Source organism: Asaia lannensis NBRC 102526, assembly GCF_024054035.1.
Taxonomy (GTDB): domain Bacteria; phylum Pseudomonadota; class Alphaproteobacteria; order Acetobacterales; family Acetobacteraceae; genus Asaia; species Asaia lannensis.
Map to the genome: position 1 here is coordinate 230,414 of NZ_JAMXQU010000005.1, position 23,090 is coordinate 253,503.

The 23,090-nt window shown below is 60.4% G+C and carries 17 protein-coding genes; 9 read left to right on the plus strand and 8 right to left on the minus strand.

Annotation, left to right across the window (positions count from 1 at the left end):
- Positions 1 to 71 precede the first annotated feature (71 nt).
- Positions 72 to 2,687, plus strand: coding sequence for a mechanosensitive ion channel family protein (locus NF685_RS09075; RefSeq protein WP_252849395.1), 2,616 nt, complete (start codon positions 72 to 74; stop codon positions 2,685 to 2,687).
- 125 nt (positions 2,688 to 2,812) lie between these two features.
- Here NF685_RS09075 and NF685_RS09080 read toward each other — a convergent pair whose 3' ends face one another.
- Together NF685_RS09080 and NF685_RS09085 are read right to left on the minus strand one after the other, a co-directional pair.
- Complete coding sequence (locus NF685_RS09080) at positions 2,813 to 6,472, minus strand: PAS domain-containing protein (RefSeq protein ID WP_252849396.1); 3,660 nt, start codon at positions 6,470 to 6,472, stop codon at positions 2,813 to 2,815.
- A 142-nt stretch (positions 6,473 to 6,614) separates the two neighbouring features.
- Positions 6,615 to 7,382, minus strand: a complete 768-nt coding sequence (locus tag NF685_RS09085; RefSeq protein WP_252849397.1) for an SDR family NAD(P)-dependent oxidoreductase — start codon at positions 7,380 to 7,382, stop codon at positions 6,615 to 6,617.
- A gap of 275 nt (positions 7,383 to 7,657) precedes the next feature.
- Between NF685_RS09085 and cysG the strand changes: the two genes are divergently transcribed.
- From cysG to cysC, 4 genes are all read left to right on the plus strand, one after another.
- Entirely contained in the window at positions 7,658 to 9,058 is a 1,401-nt protein-coding gene (gene cysG / locus NF685_RS09090; protein WP_252849419.1) for a siroheme synthase CysG, read from the plus strand.
- A 93-nt stretch (positions 9,059 to 9,151) separates the two neighbouring features.
- The gene (locus tag NF685_RS09095) at positions 9,152 to 9,835 is read left to right on the plus strand and encodes a phosphoadenylyl-sulfate reductase (RefSeq protein WP_252849398.1); all 684 of its coding nucleotides are present in this window, start codon (positions 9,152 to 9,154) and stop codon (positions 9,833 to 9,835) included.
- Positions 9,836 to 9,885: 50 nt separating this feature from the next.
- Positions 9,886 to 10,680 (plus strand): sulfate adenylyltransferase subunit CysD, encoded by a 795-nt coding sequence (gene cysD / locus NF685_RS09100; RefSeq protein WP_023979512.1) that lies wholly within the window; start codon positions 9,886 to 9,888, stop codon positions 10,678 to 10,680.
- Positions 10,681 to 10,683: 3 nt separating this feature from the next.
- Positions 10,684 to 12,564: an adenylyl-sulfate kinase gene (gene cysC / locus NF685_RS09105; RefSeq protein ID WP_252849399.1), complete on the plus strand. Its 1,881-nt coding sequence runs from the start codon at positions 10,684 to 10,686 to the stop codon at positions 12,562 to 12,564.
- Between the two features lie 169 nt (positions 12,565 to 12,733).
- On the opposite strand, the gene NF685_RS09110 is transcribed toward cysC, so the two are convergent.
- The 3 genes from NF685_RS09110 to NF685_RS09120 all read right to left on the minus strand — a co-directional run bounded on the left by NF685_RS09110 (position 12,734) and on the right by NF685_RS09120 (position 14,689).
- Positions 12,734 to 13,531 (minus strand): acid phosphatase, encoded by a 798-nt coding sequence (locus NF685_RS09110; RefSeq protein WP_222548092.1) that lies wholly within the window; start codon positions 13,529 to 13,531, stop codon positions 12,734 to 12,736.
- A 154-nt stretch (positions 13,532 to 13,685) separates the two neighbouring features.
- Positions 13,686 to 14,057: an ArsR/SmtB family transcription factor gene (locus NF685_RS09115; protein ID WP_222548091.1), complete on the minus strand. Its 372-nt coding sequence runs from the start codon at positions 14,055 to 14,057 to the stop codon at positions 13,686 to 13,688.
- On the minus strand, positions 14,054 to 14,689 hold the full coding sequence (locus NF685_RS09120) for a peroxiredoxin (protein ID WP_252849400.1): 636 nt from the start codon (positions 14,687 to 14,689) through the stop codon (positions 14,054 to 14,056). The genes NF685_RS09115 and NF685_RS09120 overlap by 4 nt, the downstream gene beginning before the upstream one ends.
- A gap of 176 nt (positions 14,690 to 14,865) precedes the next feature.
- On the opposite strand from NF685_RS09120, the gene NF685_RS09125 reads away from it, so the two are divergent.
- The 4 genes from NF685_RS09125 (at position 14,866) to NF685_RS09140 (ending at position 18,860) form a co-directional block, all read left to right on the plus strand.
- Positions 14,866 to 15,792: an MBL fold metallo-hydrolase gene (locus tag NF685_RS09125; RefSeq protein ID WP_252849401.1), complete on the plus strand. Its 927-nt coding sequence runs from the start codon at positions 14,866 to 14,868 to the stop codon at positions 15,790 to 15,792.
- A 48-nt stretch (positions 15,793 to 15,840) separates the two neighbouring features.
- Positions 15,841 to 17,442 carry a bifunctional protein tyrosine phosphatase family protein/NAD(P)/FAD-dependent oxidoreductase gene (locus NF685_RS09130; RefSeq protein ID WP_252849402.1) on the plus strand — a complete coding sequence of 534 codons (1,602 nt, stop codon included), beginning with the start codon at positions 15,841 to 15,843 and terminating at the stop codon, positions 17,440 to 17,442.
- A gap of 9 nt (positions 17,443 to 17,451) precedes the next feature.
- On the plus strand, positions 17,452 to 18,249 hold the full coding sequence (locus NF685_RS09135; RefSeq protein ID WP_252849403.1) for a sulfite exporter TauE/SafE family protein: 798 nt from the start codon (positions 17,452 to 17,454) through the stop codon (positions 18,247 to 18,249).
- Positions 18,250 to 18,392: 143 nt separating this feature from the next.
- On the plus strand, positions 18,393 to 18,860 hold the full coding sequence (locus tag NF685_RS09140; RefSeq protein ID WP_252849404.1) for a GAF domain-containing protein: 468 nt from the start codon (positions 18,393 to 18,395) through the stop codon (positions 18,858 to 18,860).
- Positions 18,861 to 18,983: 123 nt separating this feature from the next.
- Here the strand turns inward: NF685_RS09140 and NF685_RS09145 are convergent, their stop codons facing one another.
- The 3 genes from NF685_RS09145 to NF685_RS09155 all read right to left on the minus strand — a co-directional run bounded on the left by NF685_RS09145 (position 18,984) and on the right by NF685_RS09155 (position 22,732).
- Positions 18,984 to 19,514: a hypothetical protein gene (locus NF685_RS09145; RefSeq protein WP_252849405.1), complete on the minus strand. Its 531-nt coding sequence runs from the start codon at positions 19,512 to 19,514 to the stop codon at positions 18,984 to 18,986.
- Positions 19,515 to 20,012: 498 nt separating this feature from the next.
- Positions 20,013 to 21,182 carry a purine nucleoside permease gene (locus NF685_RS09150; RefSeq protein ID WP_252849406.1) on the minus strand — a complete coding sequence of 390 codons (1,170 nt, stop codon included), beginning with the start codon at positions 21,180 to 21,182 and terminating at the stop codon, positions 20,013 to 20,015.
- On the minus strand, positions 21,179 to 22,732 hold the full coding sequence (locus NF685_RS09155) for an adenosine deaminase family protein (protein WP_252849407.1): 1,554 nt from the start codon (positions 22,730 to 22,732) through the stop codon (positions 21,179 to 21,181). Before NF685_RS09155 ends, NF685_RS09150 begins: the two co-directional genes overlap by 4 nt.
- Between the last annotated feature and the right edge of the window lie 358 nt (positions 22,733 to 23,090).

The window sequence follows — 23,090 nt, forward strand, 5'->3', positions numbered from 1 at the left end:
TTGACCCATCCCCTCAAGACGGTATAGGCAGGGCCTCCAACCCTGTCTTTTGCCTCGCGAGGATGCGCCCGATGCTGTCCCCTTCTCGAGCACCCATGCTGCGTGCCCGGTTTCTGACACTCGTCACCCTGCTGCCCTGCCTGCTCCTGATGGTTGGAGGGGCGCCTGCCGCCCGGGCGGATAATCCTCCTGCGGCTTCCGACGCGCCGCATATCACGGCAGATCAGGCGCGCCAGCTGGCGTCGGTTCTCAATAACGAAGCCAAGCGTCGTGAATTCCTCACCACGCTCCAGAACCTCACCCAGGCACAGCAGGCATCGGCACCGGCAGCATCGGCGGACAAGACGGGCCCGAAGCTCAAGCCTGACGGGCTGGGTGCCGAACTGCTCGGCAGCGCCTCGGACTGGGGGCATGCCGCAAGTGTGCAGGCCCATACGCTTTTGCGCACTGTGGTGGATGTCAGGGCGATCGGTCCCTGGTGGCGGCATATGCGCAACGACCCTGCAGACCGGCAGGAATCGCTCAAGCTCCTGATCCGCGCCGTGATACTGGCCGGCGTGAGCAGCTGTCTCTTCTACGGTCTGCGTTTTCTTCTGCGTGGCGTTCGTGGGCGTATCGAAGCGCTGGCGCGCGTAAAGGGTCGTGCTGCGCTATCGCACGAGCTTGAAGACAGGGCGGCAGCACAGGACGCTGCCGATCAGGATGTTGCTGACCGGCAGGCCGAGGACAAGGCACAGAAGCCTGCCACGGAAGAGTATGTCGCCGCTGCCGAGGCGCATGAAGAGAAAGAGAGCGACAAGGAAAAGCAGGATCGCGAACGGCTCGACCGGCTTCGGCATCAGGGGGCTCTTGCACGTCTGACCCTGGTTTTGCGGCGTCTGCCCTACAGCTTCCTGTGTCTCGTGCTCGATTGTCTGCCCGTGCTGGTCGTGCCGTTTATCGCCCTGCTGATCGTGGTGCTCGATCCTGCGGCAGATGAATTCACGACAGCCCTGCTGCGTGCCCTGAGTCTGACCGCCCTGATTGCGGGGGGACTGATCGTTGCGATCAGGACCATTCTCGCCCCTGGGCGGCCATGGCTTCGTCTGGCCCTCCTGTCGAATTCCGCATCCGAATTCCTTTTCGACTGGATGCGTCTGCTGATCGTGACCACGGGTATTTCGGCAGCAGCGCTCGAAACTCTCGATGATTGCGGTCTGCCGGATCGGGTGATCGAGGCACTGCTGAAAATCCTGACGCTCGTGCTGCATCTGATGGTTGCCGTCATGATCCTGCGCAGCCGTCCACGTGTCATGCGTCTGTGCGAGCGTCGCGACAGGCGCGGTTTCGGCGCGAACATGCTTCATCTTTTCGGGCGCACGTGGTGGATCGTTGCCCTGTTCTTCGACATGGGGCTCTGGCTCGTATGGGCTGCGGAAATCCATCACGGCTATGCCGCGATCTGGAAGCTCTTCCTGCGCAGCGCCGTTGCGCTCGTCATCATGCGTTGTGTCAGCATCGTACTTTTCGGCCTGCTGGAGCGCGTCTTTCGTTCGGCACCCGGCTGGATCACGCTCAGCGAGGATGCCCAGACACGTTTCAGCCGCTACTATGCGCCTGCACAGCGCGTCACCTCGATCATTGTGATCGCCCTGACGGTGCTGGCGCTGGCGAGTGCATGGGGCGCGCCCATCAAGGCCCTGTTCGGGGCAGGTGGGCTTGGCTACCGTCTCGTCTCATCCTCCATGACGGTCCTGATCGCCTGTCTGCTCGGCGTGGTCGTCTGGGAAGCGAGCAACATCATGCTTGAGCGTTATGCACGCAAGGTCGGGGGGCTGGATGACGGTGCAGCGCGCGTTGCTCGCGTAAGGACCCTCCAGCCCATGATCCGTATCGTGCTCATGGTCATCCTTGTTGCGGTCATCGGCCTGACCGTGCTGAGTGAGATCGGCGTCAATGTGGCCCCGCTTCTGGCCGGGGCGTCCATTTTCGGCGTGGCTCTCGGCTTCGGTTCGCAAAAGCTCGTGCAGGACTTCATCAACGGTATTTTCCTGCTGATGGAAAATGCCCTGACGGTTGGCGATGCCGTGACGCTGAACGGAACATATGGCGTGGTGGAGCATCTTTCGCTTCGTACGGTTCATGTTCGCGCCAATGACGGATCGATGAATATTTTCCCGTTCAGCTCGCTGGGCCAGATCATCAACTACAACCGCGATTTCGCGAGAGCGATTATCGTGGCTGAGGTAGGATATGAGACGGATACGGACGAGGTCGTGGCCGTGATCAACGACATCACCGCCGAAATGCGTGCCGATGAGAAGTTCAAGGCCCTGATCATCGACGATTTCCAGATGTGGGGTGTGGATGCCCTCAATCCGACCTCGGTCACGGTACGCGGTACGCTTCCCACAGTGACGTCAGGCCGCTGGCCGGTTCAGCGTGAGTTCTATCGCCGCCTGAAAATGGCTTTCCAGGCCCGTGGTATTCCTCTCCCGTTCCCGACCAACGTCGTCGAACTGACAGGTATGGCCGGTTCCGGTATGACAGCGCCCGGCATGAAGAGCCCGGAAACGGGCAGCTCGGATCCCGAAGATAAGAGCGGCCCTGCGCATGACAGAGAGCAGAACAGAGAGAAGGGCAAGGCTCTTCCCCTGCAAAGCCGGGGTATGGAAGACAAACCCGCAGCGCAGGACGATCCGGGTTAACTCCCCGATCGGCGCGATCTGCTGAGAATTACAGGACGGTTGGTGTTGTTATCCTGCCAGAGCTCCAATGAAATGGAGCCCTGATCGTTTTTCGGGCCTGCGAAGAGCCCAAGACCCGGCCCTCTTCAGGCAGCACTCAACGTGCTTCTGAGCTTGTCGTCCAGCATGGCGGTCGTGAACGGTTTGGGCAGAATATGAATTTTCTCGTCGCGTGTGCTGCGGTCGAAGAGAGCCTGTTCCGCATAGCCGGTGATGAAGAGCACGGGCAGGCCCGGACGCAGAACCTGTGCGGCATCGGCGAGCTGGCGGCCATTGAGACCGCCCGGTAGTCCGACATCCGTAATCAGTACATCGTAGAGCCGTTCGCGGTCGTTCAGCAGTGCAAGGGCCGACGTGCCATCGCCAGCTTCCTGAACGATGGCCCCCCAATCCTCTAGCGTTTCACGCATGGTGAAACGCAGTGTTTCCTCATCGTCGACAAGCAGGACACGCAGGTTATGCAGCGGGTCGCCGCTGCGTGGCAGAACTGCACCGACTGGGGCCGTTGTCGCCGAGGCCGCATGACTCGGCAGCCAGATCTGGACGGCTGTTCCCTTGCCCGGCGTCGAGGCGATGCTTACCCGTCCTCCTGACTGACGGGCAAAGCCATAGATCATGCTCAGACCGAGTCCGGTCCCCTTGCCGAGTGGTTTGGTGGTAAAGAACGGGTCGAAAGCACGCGCCATGATTTCGGCATTCATGCCGACCCCGGTGTCGGAAACGGACAACACCTGATAGGCGCCGGGGCGGAGCCCCCATTCTTCAGCCTGCAACATGCCAAGCGTCTTGCGTGAGGTCGCAATCTGCAGATGGCCACCTTCGGGCATGGCATCGCGCGCATTGATCGAGAGGTTAAGCAGGGCATTCTCGAGCTGGTTCGTATCGACAAGGGCTGGACCGAGCGTTTCATCGAGGCAGAGTTCGAGCACGACACCCGGGCCGACCGTCCCGGCCAGCAGATCTTCCATGCCGATGATCAGGGCATTGATATCGGCGGCCTGAGGGTCGAGCGTCTGGCGGCGGGAGAACGCCAGAAGCCTGTGGGTGAGGGCAGCCGCACGATCCGTCGCGCCCTGGGCCGCTGTGATATAGCGCTCAAGCCCTTCTGTACGCCCCTGCTCGATACGGCGTGTCAGCAGCGAAAGGGCGCCCCCGATACCGGCCAGTATGTTGTTGAAATCATGGGCAAGACCGCCTGTCAGCTGCCCGACGGCTTCCATTTTCTGTGACTGCCTCAACTGGTCTTCGAGCGCGATGCGGTCCGTGACGTCACGACCGATCAGATAGATATCCTCGCCTTCGATGGAGCCCGACCAGTTGAAGGTGTGCCATTTGCCATCCTGATGCAGGAAGCGCAGATCCACGCCGTGATCGAGTTTCCCCTCTCTGAGCAGGGAAAGGGCCTCTGTGGCGCGTGCCATATCATCGGGATGAACGAGATGTTCGGCCTTGCTGCCGATCCAGTCACGTGCCTTGTCACCAAAGCAGTTCTGCCAGCTTGGGTTGAGATAACGCAGCCTGCCATCGCGATCGGTGAGAGCCAGAAGATCGGCGCTGATGGCCCAGAGCCTATCGCGCTCGCGCGTGCGACGCAGGACCTGCTCTTCCAGTGTTTCGTTCATGCGCCTCAGGGCTTCCTGCGCCCTGATCTGCCTGATGGCAGCCCAGCTTCTGTCCGCCACGGTGCGAACGAAGGAGAGCGTGATTTCATCCCAGCGATGAGGGTGGGAAAAATGAACGAGAACCAGCGCCTGAAGCACCCCGTTCTCCATGATGGGCACGTTGAGCAGGGCGCAGATATGGAGCGGTGCGAAATGCGCCGACTGATCGGCTGTCAGCAGGTCGATGCGCACGTCGTCTATGGCGACGACCTCACCCCGGATCAGAAGGTCGATATAGGAACCGAAAGATCTGAAGGCATAAAGACCCGAGACATCGGGAACCTCAGGACCCCGTCTCCAGCTATCGGTCACCTGCGCCAGTTCGCGTTCATGATCGACATCGGCAAAGCCTGAGCGATCGGCCTCTATCGTCACGCCCAGCGTGCGCGCTGTCAGGGCCAGAATATCGGCCTCGTTATCGAGGGTTCTCAGCTCGTCACCGAACATGACCAGGGCATCGCGCTTGAGCGTCTGGCGCTTGGGCGCATCGATATCGAGCAGTATGCCGGGGAAGTGGCTGATATGACCGCTCTGGTCATAGGTGCATGAGCCGTTGGCCTCGATCCAGCGGCTGGATCGGGTGCCATCGTCCCTGAGACGAAACTCACACCGGAAGGGCTGTCTTTCCTCCAGTGCCTTGTCGAGCGCCGTCTGGACGACGGGGCGGTCTTCGGGTGTGATGCAGTCCAGTAGAGTCGTGAAGCTGACACCGTCAGCCAGAGCCGAAGGAGGCAGATGAAGTGTCTCTGCCATACGCAGATCGCCCGTGACGCGCTGGTTTCGCGCGTCCCACAACCACATGCCGACGATCGTTCCTGCCGCCAGAGCCAGCTCAAGACGCTCATGTTCCTGATTGGCGACGGTCATGTCACGTGAAACGCCGAGTATGCGCTCGGGCTTGCCATCTGGCCCCAATATGGGGGTGACGACCACATCCCACAGGCGCTTTCGTCCGTCGGTCGTCTCGACATATTCCTGAAAATGGCTGGTCAGCCCGGCGGCTGCGGCCTCGATGGCGTCGAGCGCCAGTTTCCGCCCGCGCTCCTGCCAGACATCGGGCCAGTAAACGCCCAGCATATCGGCCGGAGAGCAAAGATCGAGTACCAGAACGGCACCGTGATTGACGAAGGTGATCGTACCATCAAGCGTCAGGATCTTGACGCAGTCATTGGCACTTACCAGCATGGAATTGACGAAAGCCTGGCTGGTTTTCAAAGCCAGATCGTTCTGCCCGTGATCGACCTCGATAACCGTGCCCGTGCATCCGTTGCGATGAGCCTGTGCACTGATCTGGACATGACGCCGGCGATTATCGGCGTCATGGAACACGAGCGTATGTCCACGGGCTTCGATCAGCCAGCGTAGCGGATCGCCTGTCAGATCGTGCGGTCGGCCTTGGTTTGCGTCAGGGGCTGCGTCGTCATGCGGTCCGGCGCGGAAGGAGGTGTCGAGACGCTCCATAAAAACCGGCCATTCCACGCCATGTCTGAGCGTCTGGACACTCAGGCCGCATAGCGCAGCCAGACAGGGATCGCCCGTCAGACGTTGCGTCTGGTCGTTCCAGAGGAGAAAGCCGAGCTGTGCTGCGGGAGGCGTTGCGGCGGCATTGCGAGAGGGGCTGTTGCCGGCATCGGGCTGTTCGGGAGATGCGCTGTTACCCGATACTTTCTGTCTGGCGGCGAGGGTGCCCAGACACTCCGCCAGAAATTCTGCATGAGCGCGCGCGATGGCATGGTCCTGCGCGGTGAGGGCGCGCATACGCCCGTCTACCGCAATGACGCCGGACAGACCGTCATGTGAAGCCCCCTGCCCGGAGGCACCTGTTCCGAAGGGAAAGAAAAACCAGCCGTCGAAGCTTTTCCGGCCCTGTGCCGGCATACGGCACGTCCAGTCATGGTCGCGCCAGAACGAGAGGTCCGGAAGGCGGGGAAACGACGTCTGGGTATGGCGCGGCACGCCCTCATCCAGCAGAAGCAGGGAGACATGACGTGGAGACAGACTGGCGCGCAGGGGATTTACGGCAGAAAGCAGCAGGCTGCTCTCGTCGGGCAGGGTCTTCTGCTCCTCGCGCTCCCATAACACCATGTCTTACGCCCCCCGGCTGCTCAGGCTGCCCGGTTTTCGCGGGCAGGACGGGCGTCTCAGGCGTCACGAAAATGAGCCTGCGCGATCCGTCCGTTTCATAACGCCTGGAGCGTGAATGCGTAAACAACCAATTAAGCGTGACTCAGACCGAAGCCGTCAAACCACCGTCAACGGTCAGTATATGGCCATTCACGAAGCTCGAAGCCCCCGAGGCAAGGAATACGGCAGCCCCTATGAGTTCATCGCTTTTGCCCCAGCGCGCCGCAGGGGTGCGCTGGCATAGCCAGGATGAAAAAGCAGGATCGGCCACAAGAGCAGCGTTCATCTCCGTCTCGAAATAGCCGGGAGCCAGACCATTGATCTGCAGGCCATGCCTGGCCCAATCCGTGGCCATGCCTTTGGTCAGCATTTTCACGGCGCCTTTCGTGGCAGTGTAAGGGGCGATGCCGGGGCGTGCCAGTTCGCTCTGGACCGAGCAGATGTTGATGATCTTGCCCTGTTTACGGGCAATCATTCCTTTAGAGACGGCCTGGGCGACGAAAAATACCGAGCTGAGATTGGTGGTGATCAGCCTGTCCCATTCAGCACGGGGAAACTGGTCGAGAGGCGAGCGGAACTGGATGCCCGCATTGTTGATCAGAATATCGATGGGGCCTTCGGCCTCGATCGCCTCGACGCCGGCGATGACCTGATCCTGATTCGTGACATCGAACACACTGCCGCGTGTTGCGATGCCCTCCTGTTCCAGACGGGCGCGTGCGGAGTCGAGATGGGCAGGGTCGCGCCCATTGAGAACGATCTCGGCTCCGAAACGCCCAAGACCCTGTGCAAGCGTAAAACCAATGCCACGAGAGGCACCGGTAATCAGGGCTCTTTTGCCCTTGAGGGAAAACAGGGCGGGGTCGGACATCGGAGGATCCTTGTGCGGTGCCGCTTCTCGGGTGTTGCGTCGGTGTCCATACGCAGGAAGACACAGCGCAAACCTGTTGGAAGCTCATATGCTGGGCATCGTATCAGGGATGTCCTGACTGCCCAGCCGACATTTTCGTGTGGTTTCTTGCAGCGTCGGCGCGACTCTGTGGGGTAACGTTGTCAAATCCGTTCAGAGCCGGACGTTTCGACATGTCCGTTGTCCTGCCGCATCGTGATCTTGGCGAGAGGCATGGGGCACGCCATACAGGGAGCATGACCAAGGAAGCGACCTATCTCCCCATAGCCCTGCGCCTCGACGATGGCCGTGCTCTTGTTATCGGGGGCGGGCAGGTTGCAGCCAACAAGCTTCGCCTGCTGCTCGAGCGCTGTCCCGATATCGTGCTTGTGGGGCCGATTGAGAATGTCGAGATTGCTCGCGCCGTCGAGACGGGTCGTGTCGCTCATCTTGGTGACAGGCTGGAGTTGAACCAGATCGGATCGATGCTTGAGCAGATGCGCATTGTGTTTGCCGCGACCGAGGATGCCGGTTTCAATCGAGCCGTTGCAGCGACGGCGCGTGAGAAGGGGGTCAATATCTGCGTCGTCGACGACCCGGAACCGTCCACGTTTATCACTCCGGCCATTATCGACCGCACACCGGTGCAGATTGCCATTTCGACCAATGGTGCGGCCCCCGTATTGGCACGCCGTCTGCGCACGCAGATCGAGGCCTTGTTGCCGGATGGCCTCTCCCGTCTGGCGCGTTTCATGCAGGCACAGCGCGACTGGATACGCAGGAAGCAGCCCGACACGATGATTCGTCGCCGCGCCTGGGAGGATTTCGTTGACGGAGCAGGAGCCGAACAGGCCTTGCGCGGCGACGATGTGGCAGCGCGTGCCAGCCTTGAAGCCAGTCTGGAGGGTGTCCCGCGTGAGGGGGAGGTCTGGCTCGTCGGTGCCGGGCCGGGCGATCCGGATCTGCTGACCCTTGCGGCACTCCGGCTCATGCAGAATGCCGATACCGTGCTGTATGACCAGCTGATTCCCCCGGCGATCATGGATCGTGTCAGACGCGATGCCGAACGTGTCTTCGTCGGCAAGAAGCGCAGCCATCACACCCTGCCCCAGGAGGGAATCAACGATGAGCTGATACGCCGTGCCCGGGCGGGTGAGCGTGTTCTGCGCCTGAAAGGGGGCGATCCGTTTATTTTCGGGCGCGGTGGCGAGGAAATGGAGGCTCTGGTCGATGCCGGGGTGACCGTTCGTGTCATTCCGGGCGTGACGGCGGCAAGCGGTTGCGGGGCTGCTGCCGGTATTCCCCTGACCCATCGCGATTGTGCGCAAAGCTGCGTGTTCGTGACCGGCCATGCGCGTGCAGATGGAACGCTCAATCTCGATTGGGACAGCCTGGCCAAGAAAGGCCAGACGCTCGCAATTTATATGGGACTCGCCCCGATGGCGGATCTCTGTGCTCAGCTTCAGGCGCACGGTCTGCCGCCTGACTGGCCTGCTGCCGTGATCGAGCATGGGACGCGACACGATCAGCGCGTGCATGTCGCAACGCTTGCGACACTACCAGCGTTGGTGATCGAAAGAGGTGTCGCGAGCCCGGCGCTGACACTGGTTGGCGAAGTGGTCAATCACCGCCGTTCAATTCACCATAAACAAGCGTGAGTTCGTAGATTAGCCATTGCACGTCGATGTTTGAGGTATTATGTCGGAGACACAGACGCAATAAGCGATTTTCCAGCGTGGATTTATTCAGTCATGGCCCTTACCCAGACAGAACGGCGGGTTCTCGAAGCGACACCTGAAGAATGTATCCTGGAGCGTGCCATGGATCTTCTGTCGGGACGCATGGCTCTCGTGTCGTCTTTCGGTGCTGAATCGGCGCTGCTTCTATCCATGATCGCCGGGATAGATCGCGATTTTCCCGTATTCTTTCTCGATACCAGGCGCCATTTTCCGGAAACGCTGGCTTACCGCGATACCCTGATCGACCATCTCGGTCTGACGGGTGTGGTCAATATTGCACCCTCGGCCAAGGCATTGCACGACCGTGACCCTCAGGACATGCTGGCCGATTTCGATCCCGATGCATGCTGTGCCCTGCGCAAGGTCGAACCCATGGATCATGCATTGCACGATCTCGATGCGTGGATAACGGGGCGCAAGCGCGGCCAGGCGGCCACACGCTCTGCCATGCCGGTATTCGAACCGCTCGATGACGGGCGCGCCAAGATCAACCCGCTGGCATCGTGGACGCGTGAGCGCATCGAAAACGAGATGGCGCAGCGCGCCCTGCCACGTCACCCCCTGACAGCCCTCGGCTTCAAATCCATCGGCTGTGCGCCCTGCACACGAGCTGTGGCCGAAGGTGAGGACCCCAGAGCCGGACGCTGGGCCGGACAGACCAAAACCGAATGCGGCATTCACCTGCCTGCGCGATAACGGAGCATATTATGAGTTTGGCGTCCCCAACCCTCGCCACGCCGCGTGCCATGGACGATCTCGACCAGCTCGAGGCGCAGAGCATATTCATTCTGCGTGAGGCCTATCGCAAGCTGCGCCCGCTTTCACTGCTCTGGTCGCTCGGCAAGGACAGCAATGTCATGGTCTGGCTGGCACGCAAGGCCTTTATGGGGCGTGTGCCCTTTCCGGTCATGCATGTCGATACCGGCAAGAAATTCCCTGAAATGTATGCCTTTCGTGAGGAATACACCAAGAAGTGGAATCTCGACCTGATGCTGGGCGATTGTCCGCCGGTTGAGGAAATCGATCCGTCGCTCCCGCCCGCAGCCCGTTCGGCAGCGCGCAAGACGGCAGGGCTTGCCAGCCTGATCGAAAAGCACAAGTTGCGTGGCGTGATTGCCGGCATCCGCCGAGATGAACAGGCGACCCGCGCAAAGGAGCGTGTGTTCAGCCCGCGCGGTGCCGGACATCGCTGGGATGTGCGCAACCAGCCGCCAGAATTCTGGGACCAGTACGCCACACCTTATGAGGACGGTATGCATATTCGTGTGCATCCGCTGCTCTCATGGCGCGAAATCGACATCTGGCGCTATATCGAGCGCGAGAACATTCCGCTGGTCGATCTGTATTTCGCCAAGAACGGCAAGCGTTATCGCTCGCTGGGCGATCAGGACATTACCAGCCCGATCGACAGCAATGCCTCGACCCTGGCCGAGGTGATTGCCGAGCTTGAAAACAGCAAGACCTCCGAGCGCGCAGGCCGTGCCATGGACCATGAATCCGAAGACGCCTTCGAGCGTCTGCGCGTTGCAGGCTATCTCTGAGTTATGGGCGACATCATGACAACCAACGATCTTCCCGCCTCGCTGCGTGCGGCAGCGACCCCTATTGTCATTGTCGGCCATGTCGATCACGGCAAATCGACCCTGATCGGTCGTCTCCTTTACGACACGGACAGCCTGCAGGATGGCAAGCTGGCCCAGATCGTCGAAAGCAGCCGCAAGCGCGGCCTTGCCGTTGAATGGAGCTTTCTGCTCGACTCCCTGCAGATCGAGCGCGATCAGGGCGTGACCGTCGATTCCACGCGCATCCCGTTCCATCTGGGTGGCCGTGAATTCGTGATTGTCGATGCGCCGGGTCATCGTCAGTTCCTGCGTAACATGATCACCGGTGCTGCCGATGCCGAAGCCGCGGTGCTGGTTGTCGATGCGCTTGAAGGCGCGCAGGAGCAGACGCGCCGTCACGCCATGCTGTTGCGTCTGATCGGCATTCGTCATGTGATCGTGCTGCTGAACAAATCCGACCTGCTCGATTTCGATCAGGAGAAAATCGCGCAGGCCGAAGTCGATGTGCGTGACCTGCTCGGACGTCTCGAGATTGCGGTTGAGGCTTTCGTCCCGGCCTCTGCACGCGACGGCGACAATATCGCAAGCCGCTCAGAGCGCGCGCCGTGGTATACGGGTCCGACACTGGTCGAGGCACTGGCTGCCGTTCCGGCGCCTGCATCGCGTCTTGCGCTCGATTTCCGCATGCCAGTGCAGGATGTCTATCGCTTTGACGATGTGCGTTATGTGGCCGGGCGTATCGAGCGTGGTGTCATCCGCGCAGGCGATCGAATCATGATCGGGTCGCAGGGGCAGCAGGCTACGGTTGCTGAAGTGTGCCGCTGGCATGCGCCTGAGAACCCGGTTGCGGGTGCTGGCGAGTCCATAGCGCTTCGCCTCGAGCCCGATCTTGTTCCGGATCGTGGTGACCTGCTTTTTCCCGCCCATGAGGCAGGCCAGCCTCCTATCCGTACGGCGCGTATTCGCACGCGTCTGTTCTGGCTGCGTGGCGAGCCGTTGCGTGTGGGCGAGAGTTTCACGCTGCGTCTTGCCACGGCAGAGCACGATGTCACGGTGGCTTCCATCGATGCCGTGGTCAATCTGGACGATCTGACTCTTTCGCCCGGTGATGAAGTGCCGCCCGACGGCTTTGCCGAAATCACGCTTGTCTCGTCTCATGCCATTCTGTTCGATGCATTCTCACCCGGCTACAGCGATGGGCGCGGCGTGCTGGTCGATCGTTTCCAGCGCATCGTGGGCGGCGCGCCGCTGCTTGGCGCGGCTGAACTGCAGGACGGCGCGCATGCCATTCACCCCACAGCCAGCAAGGTCAGCGCCTTGCAGCGCCAGGCCCTGCAGGGTCACAAGGGCGCCGTGTTCTGGCTGACCGGGCTGCCCGGTTCCGGCAAGAGCACAATTGCGCGTGCTGTCGAGGCCGATCTGGTCGGGCAGGGGCTGCGCACGACCGTGCTTGATGGCGACACGCTGCGTGCCGGATTGTGCAGCGACCTTGGCTTTTCGCCAGAGGATCGTCGTGAAAACATCCGCCGTGCAGCCTATGTCGCCCGCCTGCTTTCAGAAAGCGGGCAGATCGTGATCGTCGCGCTGGTATCGCCCCTTGCCGAAGATCGTCTCATGGCATCGCAGATCGTGGGCGAGGATTTCTACGAAGTTCATATCGACACGGCCGTGGAGATCTGTGAGTCGCGCGATCCAAAAGGACTGTATGCAGCGGCAAGAGCCGGAAAGATTGCCGGATTTACCGGTGTCAGCGCGCCCTATGAAGCACCATCCACACCGGCCCTGCGTCTTGAGACAGTTGGTGCTCTGGATGGAACCGTGCAGGCTTTCGACACTTTCATCAAAACCGTCGTTAGTTCGTAGACACGACATGTCAGGTGCCTGACAGGAGGTACCTGACATGTTCGAAAGCGGATATCACGCCTGACGTGGTTTCGCTCCTGTCGCGATCCAGTCTTGTGGAGACGAAGCGTTAAACCGGAGCTACCATTTGTCGGGCCCGTACCGCTTGCGCGGTACGGGTTTTCTCGGGTCAGTCCTCGCTAAAGGGCGAGTGGGCGGCGGCATCGGCTTCAATGGCGCAACGGGCAGCGTCGGGGCGCGGGGCATTGGCCTGCATTGCGAGAAGCTCCTGCCTTGCTGCGGGCATGAGCGCACGGATCGCCGGGTTTTCAAGTGTCGCCACCGCGAATGCACCCGCCGCCTGATAGCCCGCTGCTACGTCCGATGCCCAGTGAACGCCGCATATGATGCGGCTCTCACCGATCACGCGCCCGCGCTGCAACAGCGCCGCGCCCCTCTCGGGAAGGAGAGCGGAAAGAACGAGAGCCGTGGAGTAACCCGCGATCGTATGACCCGACGGATAGGACGGGCTTTTGGCCAGCAGGCCATCGCGCGCAACGCAGATCGGAGCCTCATTGCCGATAAACGGGCGCAGGCGGTTCCAGTGATGTTTTTCCTCTGAGGTGCGATGGGTTTCGGCCTTTGCCATCATAGCGAGGATGTTCATCAGCGCTGGTGCTTTGGCGGTGTCGATTTCGAAACCTGCCGCGCATGAAAAGCCCCGGAGAAAAGGCGCGGGCCGCAGATCGGCATCGCTTTGCGCCAGGGTCCAGCGGGGGGTGCCCCTGAGGGCGCGTGTGCGGGTGAAGATCCGTTCGTCGTCCGCCTGCGCTGCGAGGCCTGCAGTGGGTGGCGCGGCAAGCGCCAGGCGCTCGTCAGGGAGGTGATCCGATTTGATTGGCGCTGGAGGCGTGCTGCATCCCGCAAGCAGGAGAGACAGCGCGCCTCCCAAGACGATAATGGCCCGGGAAGGGGTCGTGTCTCTCATGGTATCTCTGCTCTCCTGTGTCTGGCCTGTATCCGGCCCCGTGTCCAAACCCATGTCGGGTCCGGGTTTAAGCGGTATCATGCAAGGCTAGCAGGAGAAATGCGCGGTCGTAAACGTTACGAAAGCCCATTGAGGGGGTTGATGCACGCGGCATTCACGCAGGCAGGATCGTGGCGAAATGCGCACCATAGCGGGGCGTTTCTTCCTGCGGGTGCGGGATGACCGGTGGATCGAGCAGGGTAAGCACCGTCAGGGCTCGCGCGCGCTCTGCTGGCGAAGCAAAATCGTAGGTGACTTCACGTGCCGTGCGTTTGGAGACGATCATCCCGGCCCGGCGCAACTCGCCCAGCTGTTGGGACAGTGCGGGTTGGGTAATGCCTGTGCAGGCTTCGATTTCAGAAACGCTGCGTACGCCGCCGGTTAGCGCGGTCAGAATAGACAGACGCTGGGCCTGCCCGTAAAGGCGCAGTCGCTCGATCAGGCGGGGCATGTCGCGGGTTATGTCTGCGGGTTGTGCCAGGCTCATAGCGCGTCGTCCTCACACAAGGCGTGGTACCAGAGCTGTTCGCCCTGAGCGGCTACCTCACCGATCGTGGTTGAAGGCGGGTGAAAGATCGGGTCGCCGGGATGCCAGTTTGCGGGTGTGAGGGCGTCGCCGCGCGCTGCACGTTGAAGTGCTGCGACGGTGCGCAGGATTTCGCTGACCGAACGCCCGACGCAAAGTGGGTAGCTGAGAATGGCCTGTATGCGTCCATCCGGGTCGAGAATGAAAGTCGACCGCACCGTGCTGCTGTCACGCGCGGTCAGATCGAGCATGCCATAAGCCCGGGCAATTGCCATTGAAGGGTCTTCGATCACGGGAAAGCGTATCTCTGTTGCAAGATCGCGCGCGATCGCAGCAATCCATGCCAGATGGGATGACAGCGAGTCGACCGACAGGCCGAGAAGCTGGCAGCCGAGCTGGTCGAATTGCGGTTGCGCACGGGAGAACGCAATGAATTCGCTTGTGCAGACAGGCGTGAAATCTGCCGGATGCGAAAACAGGACCACCCATCGTCCTCTGAGATCGCTGAGCGTTAGAGGGCCGAGTGTCGTGCGTGCCCTGAAGTTCGGAGCCAGCATGCCAAGCCGGAGAGGGGGCTGTTCTTGATCGTCCATCGTGTAACCGCTTGCGCGCTCTTTCTCTCGCTTCGCCATTCGGCATTTTCTCGAAGGGAATTGCCTTGAATGGGCACCTGTCCTTGACTCCTTCGAGTATCACAATTACATAAAAACGGAAATATCACATTCTCGAAATCTGAAAATGACAGAGCGAGATACAGGGAGCGCGCATGATGAGCGATGCGACAATCACCCAGGCCGCAGATCAGGTCCGCAATGTGCTTGAAGGACGATCGTCCGCGCCTGTGGTGCGCAGCTTCTTCGACAAAGCCACATTTACCGCTTCGCATGTCGTGCATGACCCGGTCACACGTGAAGCCGCCATTATTGACAGCGTGCTCGATTACGATCCGGCTTCGGGGCGGACAGGCAATGCCAGCGCGCAGGCAATTCTCGATTATATAAGGGAAGAGGGTCTGACCGTTGCCTGGCAGCTCGAAACCCATGCCCATGCCGATCATCTGTCTGCCGCACCCTGGTTGCAGGAACAGCTTGGCGGCAAACTCGCCATAGGGGCCGAAATCACCCATGTGCAGGAAGTCTTCGGCAAGATTTTCAATGCCGGTACGCGCTTTGCACGTGATGGATCGCAGTTCGATCATCTGTTTCGCGACGGTGAGCGTTTCAGAATTGGTGAAATCGAGGCGATTGCCCTGCATGTGCCCGGTCATACGCCTGCTGACATGGCCTTTGTGATCGGCGATGCCGCCTTTATCGGCGATACGCTGTTCATGCCCGATTTCGGTACGGCCCGTGCCGATTTTCCGGGTGGAGATCCCCGACAGCTTTTCCGGTCGATCCGTCGTCTTCTCTCGCTGCCGGAGCAGACACGTCTTTTCCTCTGTCATGATTACAAGGCACCGGGGCGCGACTATTTTGCGTGGGAAACAACGATCGGCGCCCAGAGAGCGCATAATCTCCATGTGCATGATGGCATAAGCGAGGATGAATTTGTCGCCATGCGCACGAAACGTGATGCGACTTTATCGCTGCCCAACCTCATCATGCCCTCGGTTCAGATCAATATGCGCGGTGGGCGTCTGCCGGAACCCGAAGAAAACGGCACGCGCTATATCAAGATTCCGCTCGATACGCTCTGACCCGGCGGATCCGCACAGAAGACAGTCTGACGAGAGAAAGGCACGCCCATGTCCCTACGTTTCCTGACGGCGCATTTCGCCGTATCGCCCCAGATCCGGGTCGATGATCTTCCTGCGCTCAAGGAGCAGGGTTTTACCGGCATTATTTCCACTCGCCCCGATGGTGAGGAAAAAGACCAGCCGAGCGTGGCCGATCTCGGCGTCGCCGCCGAGAAATGCGGTCTCGCCTTTTCCTATATCCCGGTCCGTATGGGGGCCACACCCGATGCACATAGCGTGTCGGTCATGCGCCGAACGCTCAGCGAAATGATCGGTCCGGAAGGGACCGGCAAGGTTCTGGGCTATTGCCGCTCCGGTCGTCGTGCAGCCGATCTGTTCGAGCTGGCTTCGGCCGAGCAGGATGAGGCGGGTCCAGCAATCCAGCGTTTCGACGTGGTTGTTGTGGGCGGCGGTGCCGGTGGTCTGGCCTGCGCAGCCAGTCTGCTGCGCCGTCGCCCCGAATTGCTGGTGGCCGTGGTCGAGCCGTCGACCGAGCATTACTACCAGCCGGGCTGGACGCTCGTAGGGGGTGGCGTTTTCGAGGCGAGAGACACACGCCGCTCGGAAGTGGGGCTGATACCGCCGCGTGCCAACTGGATCAGACAGGCTGCCACGGCATTCCATCCCGAGAAAAATACCGTCGAGCTGGGTGATGGAAGTCAGATCCGCTACGATGCCCTCGTTGTCGCTACAGGGCTCAAGCTCGATTGGACCGCTATTCCCGGCCTTGCCGAAACGCTTGGCAAGAACGGCGTAACCTCCAATTACCGCTACGATCTTGCCCCCTATACATGGGAACTTGTCAGCAAGCTTGAGGAAGGCAAGGCGCTGTTCACGCAACCGCCCATGCCGATCAAATGTGCCGGTGCACCGCAAAAGGCCATGTATCTCGCCTGCGATGCATGGCGTCGGCGCGGTGTGCTGGGGCGTGTCCAGGTCGAATTCGATACCGCTACACCAAGCCTTTTCGGTGTTGCCGATTTCGTGCCGGCCCTGATGGACTATATCAAGGGCTACAGCATCGATCTTCATCTGAAGTCACGTCTGGTTGCCGTGGATGGCGAACGCAAGGTCGCGACATTCGAGCGCACGACGGACGCAGGAACCGAGAAGGTCGAGCGCCCGTTCGACATGCTGCATGTCGTGCCGCCTCAGACCGCGCCCGATATCATCAGGAACTCTCCTCTCGCAGGTGCTGATGGCTTTGTTTCGGTTCATCCGGACACGATGCAGCACACAAAGTTCCCCAACGTGTTCGCTGTGGGTGATGTCGCTGGCACGAGCAACGCCAAGACGGCTGCCGCCGCACGCAAGCAGGCTCCCGTGGTGGTCGAAAACCTGATAGCCCAGCTTTCGGGACGCAAGCCGGATGCGGTCTATGACGGTTATGGCGGGTGCCCCCTGACAGTCGAACGCGGCAAGATCGTGCTGGCCGAGTTCGGTTATGGCGGCAAGCTGTTGCCGACATTCCCGGGCTGGCTGCTGAACGGCAAGAAGCCCACTCGTCTGGCTTGGTTCCTCAAGGAAAAAGTTATGCCGCGCCTGTACTGGGATTTCATGCTCAAGGGGCGCGAGCTTCTGGTGCGCCCGGGTCGTAAAAGCGAGAGCTGATTTCTTCAGATGCTGACCGCCTTCGCTCATACCCCGTTCGCTTCGGCCTCGCTCGGTCCGGCTCTGGCTTCCGGAAGTCTGGTGGGGCTGGTGCTGGGGCTGATCGGCGGGGGCGGGTCTATTCTGGCAGTCCCGTTGCTGATCTATTTCGTGGGGGTGCGTAACCCCCATGTCGCTATTGGCACGAGTGCCTTTGCCGTAGCGGTCAACGCGCTGGCGGGCCTGTTTACCCATGCCCGCGAACATACGGTCAAATGGCGTTGCGCAGGCTTTTTTGCGCCTGCCGGGATGTTGGGGGCTGCTCTGGGCGCGCAGCTTGGCAAGGCGATGGATGGGCAGCGCCTGTTACTGCTCTTTGCGGGTCTCATGGTGCTGATCGGCATTGCCATGATACGGGGCCGACACGATGAGGGGATCCCTGGCGCAGCCTGCAACCGCGACAATGTCTGGAAGGTCGGTCTGTTCGGCTTGTGTACCGGCGGATTATCCGGATTTTTCGGCATCGGTGGTGGGTTTCTGATCGTGCCCGCGCTGATGGCAGCAACCCATATGCCCGTCCTCAACGCTGTCGGCACATCGCTTGTCGCAGTGGCGGCCTTCGGGGTGACGACTTCTGTCAGCTATGCGTTTTCCGGGCTGGTCGACTGGTCGCTCGCAGGGTGGTTTATTGCTGGCGGGATTGCAGGATGCCTGATCGGCACGAGGCTTGCACGTCAACTCGGCAAGGGTTCGGGGGCGACATTGAAACTCGTATTTGCGGGTCTCATTTTCGTCGTTGCCGGTTATATCGTCTTCAAGACACTCTGAAAGCGCAGTACCTGAGCGGGGGACGGGAGACAGCCTTTTGGCGATCGCCCCTTCAGAGGCGGTGAAACGCGCGTCCCGAAGCATCGACGCAGCAAACACCTCTGTGCGACACTGTTCGAAAGACAGCCTGAAAGATACGCCATATGAGTGCGCCTGACCTGAAACTGACACCAGCCGACATACTCTCTTCCATAGAAGGTCTTGTCGCGGCGGAAAGCGACCCGATTGCCAATATGGCGAATATCGCGGCTGTTCTGTTCGAAGCCCTGCCACGCATCAACTGGGCAGGGTTCTACCTTATGCGCGGCAACGAGCTGGTTCTCGGGCCATTTCAGGGGCGTGTCGCCTGCACACGTATCGCTATCGGCCGCGGCGTTTGCGGGACTGCTGCGGCAGAACGCAAAACCCAGCGTATCGATGATGTCCACAGCTTCCCCGGACATATAGCCTGCGATGCGGCTTCCGCATCCGAGATCGTCGTTCCCCTGATACGCGATGGCGTCGTGCTGGGTGTGCTCGATATCGACAGTCCCGAAACAGCGCGTTTCGGCGATGAGGAACAGACGATGCTCGAACAGGTCGTCGCACTTTTGCTCAGATCCGGTTTCTGACGCTGCCTTTCTCTCTCTCGTGCGTGCGTCGTTCGAGCGGTATCGTCAGGGGAGAAGGGCTCGTATCATACGGTGTCAGGCACGCGGTGAACAAAAGCATTCCCGCGTTCACCGCTTCTTCCGTTATTTCATGGGAAATCTGGATGTTCTCCAGATGGAAAGTGCTTCGGCATAGTCGGTCGATTGTCTGAGCGTGCCAGCATTATCGACCGATGATCGGCCGGAGAGCGGAAAATGCACTCCCGAAAATCCTGACGTTCCGGTGCAATAGGCGACCTTGCAAACACCTGTCTTGTCATAAAGGCTTGCGCCGGTCGCATCCCACTGGACGATCAGAATGCAGGGCGGGTTGGCGCGGGGCAGAGAGGCTGGTTTGGTCTTGTAGATCAGCTTGCTGCCGTCCCACACGCCGATGCCGGAAATCGCACAGCGGTGCTGCTCACCCGTTTGCAAAGCGATGCGGAAATAGGCGTCGTTTGGTGTCACAGGGACAAGATCGAGACTGTTCTCGGCAGGCATTTGCGCATTGCCAGCCGTACTCCCGGTATTCTGAGCGGTGTAATGTCCTGAGATACGGTCCAGAGGCTGGCTTCTTGCCTCAGACAGACTGGCGGACAGGAGAATTGCGGCACTCAACGCAGTATAAAGCTTCATGTTTTATCCATGACTTCTTGTGACTTATTCAGGATAGGTCCGATGGGTTGTCGGGTCACAACACGATCGCGTTCGTTCAAGCTTCCCGGCGAGAGTGGCCGGCGCAGTGCAGTATGGCGGTCGGTGGTCATGGGCTGCCCACGATATCCGGCACGGCGATGGACGAGGTAACGGATACTGGGCGGAGACTGGAGATCAAGCGTAGACAGCCCGCATGAAGCCATGTCAGGCGCCCCGTCCTAGGGGCCTGTAGTGCAGGTCTGTCCAGGGCGTTTTCTGACCTGACTTATCGGATCAGCCACACCCCCTGAGGCGTTCGGCGTGAAGCATCAGGTGTTTGGATGTATGACCGAGAGGAGGAGGTGCCTCCCTGGCGCGTTTGCCGCATAGCTCTGCCATGAGTGGGCAGGCACCGGAACAGGACATACCCCGGTGCCAATGGACCTGGTGACAATGGATATGTCTATCCTGTCGATGCGAGTATGACGTATGGCCCGTTTATCGAGCAGCGCCAGGTATGGCGGTCTCGTATCGATCCCAGTGGGTCGCCAGTTCGCGCACGACGACACTGCCTACCTGATAGGCTGCGTTGACCGAGGGAATGAAGGCAGAATAGCCTTTCTCATTCGCTTCGTCAGCAAGCAGCTGGGCTGCAGATTGGCCCGGCGGGGGCATATCGAAATTGCTGGATGTGCGCAGAACGAGCGCCCGTTGCGGATCGACCCGACCGGCCTTGGCCTGCAGGGCAAGTGCCTGACAAAAGGCGATATCCTCTTCGGCGGTGGTCGCCATCGTGCCCTGATTATCGGTCCAGTAGCGCACCCAGCGCTCGGCCCAGCGATTCATCAGTTTACCCACCCAGAATGTCTCACCCGAGATCGTGTCGCCCATCATGACGGAGGGTGGTTTCTGCGCGGGTGCGTAGCCACGATAACGGGCACGGCTCTGTTTCATGCCGTCGCTGTCTGGGAGGGGAATGCCTTTCGTCAGATCGAAAGCCCACCGCGTCAGGCCCGGATTGAGCGTATAGACCATATCGCCGGAAAGAGAGTGCAAAGGCGGACGCGGCGACTGGTCGGGGCGACTGCCCTGAACCGGAGTAAAGCCATCGGGCCAGTCCTTGGGAATCTCACGTGGATCGACCAGATGGGCCAGACCGCCATTGATCACCCGGGGCGCCCAGACAGCCGAACCGATCGTACTGAAATTGGGGTCGATCCCGGCAATGCCTGCCAGCACGAAATAGCTGTGACGCAGGTCGAAACGGGGGTCGAGGATAAGCGCTGTCATGGCAGAGGCCATATGCTGCGGCCCTTCACCCGAGGCGATGGCAAGCACCTGCAACTCGGGGTTGTAGTGCATCACATCGTGATCGGTACCGGGTGCGGGAAGTGTCTGGCTGAGCGGAAATTTCTCGATCCAGTTCTGGTACTCGCCCGGTGTGTCACCCGTATCCTTGCCGATTTCGAATGTCGTCACCACGACCACGCGCACCTTGATGGGGGCGGAACGCGTTTCGCTCGGGAGGGATTGCGCCGTGCGGGGGGGGGCAGGCTGGGATTGTATCGGCTGGGACTGCGCGATGGCAGGGGGGGCGAGCGCAGAGCCCGCGAGGGCAAGGGCAGAAAGGGCGAGCAGGCGTGGCATGCGGATACGGGGCGTCATCATTGGAAAAGAGGCTCGTGGCTGATGGTGTTTTCGAAATCGGCGAAATTCTGTTCGAGCTGAAGCTGGAGACGGGCTTTCTGGCTCTTTTTCAGGAAGTCTGCGCAGGCGAAACTCTGTGGCGCCTTGCACAGGGTAATGACATGATCGCCATCCCACAGGCTGATGCCTGGAATGAAGCCGTAAGTCAGGCTGTTGCGTGACAGGGTCTTGAGGTCGGCGTAGCTGAGTGTCGTGGCAGAGAGCGCCTGCAGATAGGCCTCGGTCAGATTGCTACGCGACACGCCTTCGTCATCCGTCGAGAGCACGACGGGAACATGGGCGCGCCGATAAAGACCGAACGGATGGCTCGGTCCACTTACGCCAAGGATCTGCGCATTGCTGGTCAGGTTGATCTCAACCGCAATATGTCGCTGTGCCATTTCGCCGAGCAGGCGCGTGGAGTCTTTTTCCCAGAGAATATCGACGCCATGACCGATACGGTCGGCACCGGCAATTTCAACGGCATCGCGTATATGGCTTTGCAGGCCCGAGGCTGGCACCAGAGACGGCGTCAGCTCTCCGGCATGGAGGCTGAGGCGTACATCCGGATAAAGAGCGCCCATTTTGGCGAACATTTGCATGTGCAGTTCGTAATCGGCCATCGCCACGGCGTCATCTTCGGGTGCGACGAAATTGATGCCGACAAAACGCGGGTCCTCATGGGCCAGTGCATATCCTGCATCGAGCTGGGCAAATACCTCGGCCGGGGTCATGGTGCGTATGGCCTGAAACAGGTAGCGCACCGTGACCGCACATCCCGGATGGGCCGCTGGCGTGTCGCATTGCAGGATGTCGCGCGCCTGATGCTCCATCTCGTCTGTATCGTGACGGGCTTCGGCGACAAGACGCGGCGTATCCTGTCTGAGCGCTTCATGAGCGGCATCCAGATCGAGATCGTGCAAGGGGTGCTGATCGCCAGCCTTCACCATGGCGCCAAGCCCGGGTGAAATCATCAGCTCCAGATAAACGACATGGTCTGCTGCGGCCTGATCGCGCGCCTGTGCGAGCATGGCGCCCTGATGGGCCGACAGGACAGGGGCGAAGCGCCCGAACGTTGAGAAAAAGTGATCGTGGCCTGATCGATCTGCGGGGGTCGGAACGAAATCGCGCATCGACAGCGCGTCGATCATGATCTCGCGTGCATCCTGTCTGTTTTTAAGCTGGGTCGCAGGCATATCGCCCGGCGTTGCCAGTCGGCATTTGCTTGGGAGGATGCGTCCTGAGGGCAGCGAAACGCACAGGCCGTCATCGCCTGCCCAGTCCAGAAAGCTCTCTGCCATGATCGCGCCTGCAAGGTGGTTATGCAGATCGCCGCCTTTGGGCAGGGCACGCATGAACAGGGCCAGCCGGGCCGGATCGGAGCGAATACGATCGAAAATATGGGCAGTCGCCTGTGTATCCTGCGTCTCGGCGTGAGCGGAGAGCAGGGGCAGGGCGAGGGCGAGAACGGGCAGGAAGCGGGGGAGCATGGCGCGAAACGTGACGAAACCCACTGTTTTTTGCAAGCGCATGCGGCTCCGCAACGAAATTTTTATCCCGATTGGGGGAACTCTTTGCAGGGTGTGACCGGCTGTTCAGGCCGGGATCGTCTCGTCGAGCGTAAGCGCACTCTTGTGGTGAAGCACGTTATCCGTCGATAGCGGTATCGGTCTGTTTTGGAGATTTGTGGAGTTCGTCTGCCTGCGCCCGGCCTTCAATCCCGTGGGAGAGCGGTGGCATCTTATGGCAGGATCATCTCCCGAACGGTGGGTCGTTCCGGAAGAAGGGTCGTTATGGAAAAGTTCCAGTATTCCCTGGGCCCCGATCCCAAAGGATCGTCGTCCTGAGGGGATTTGCCTCGTGGACTGCTATCTTGTGTTGCAAGAACCT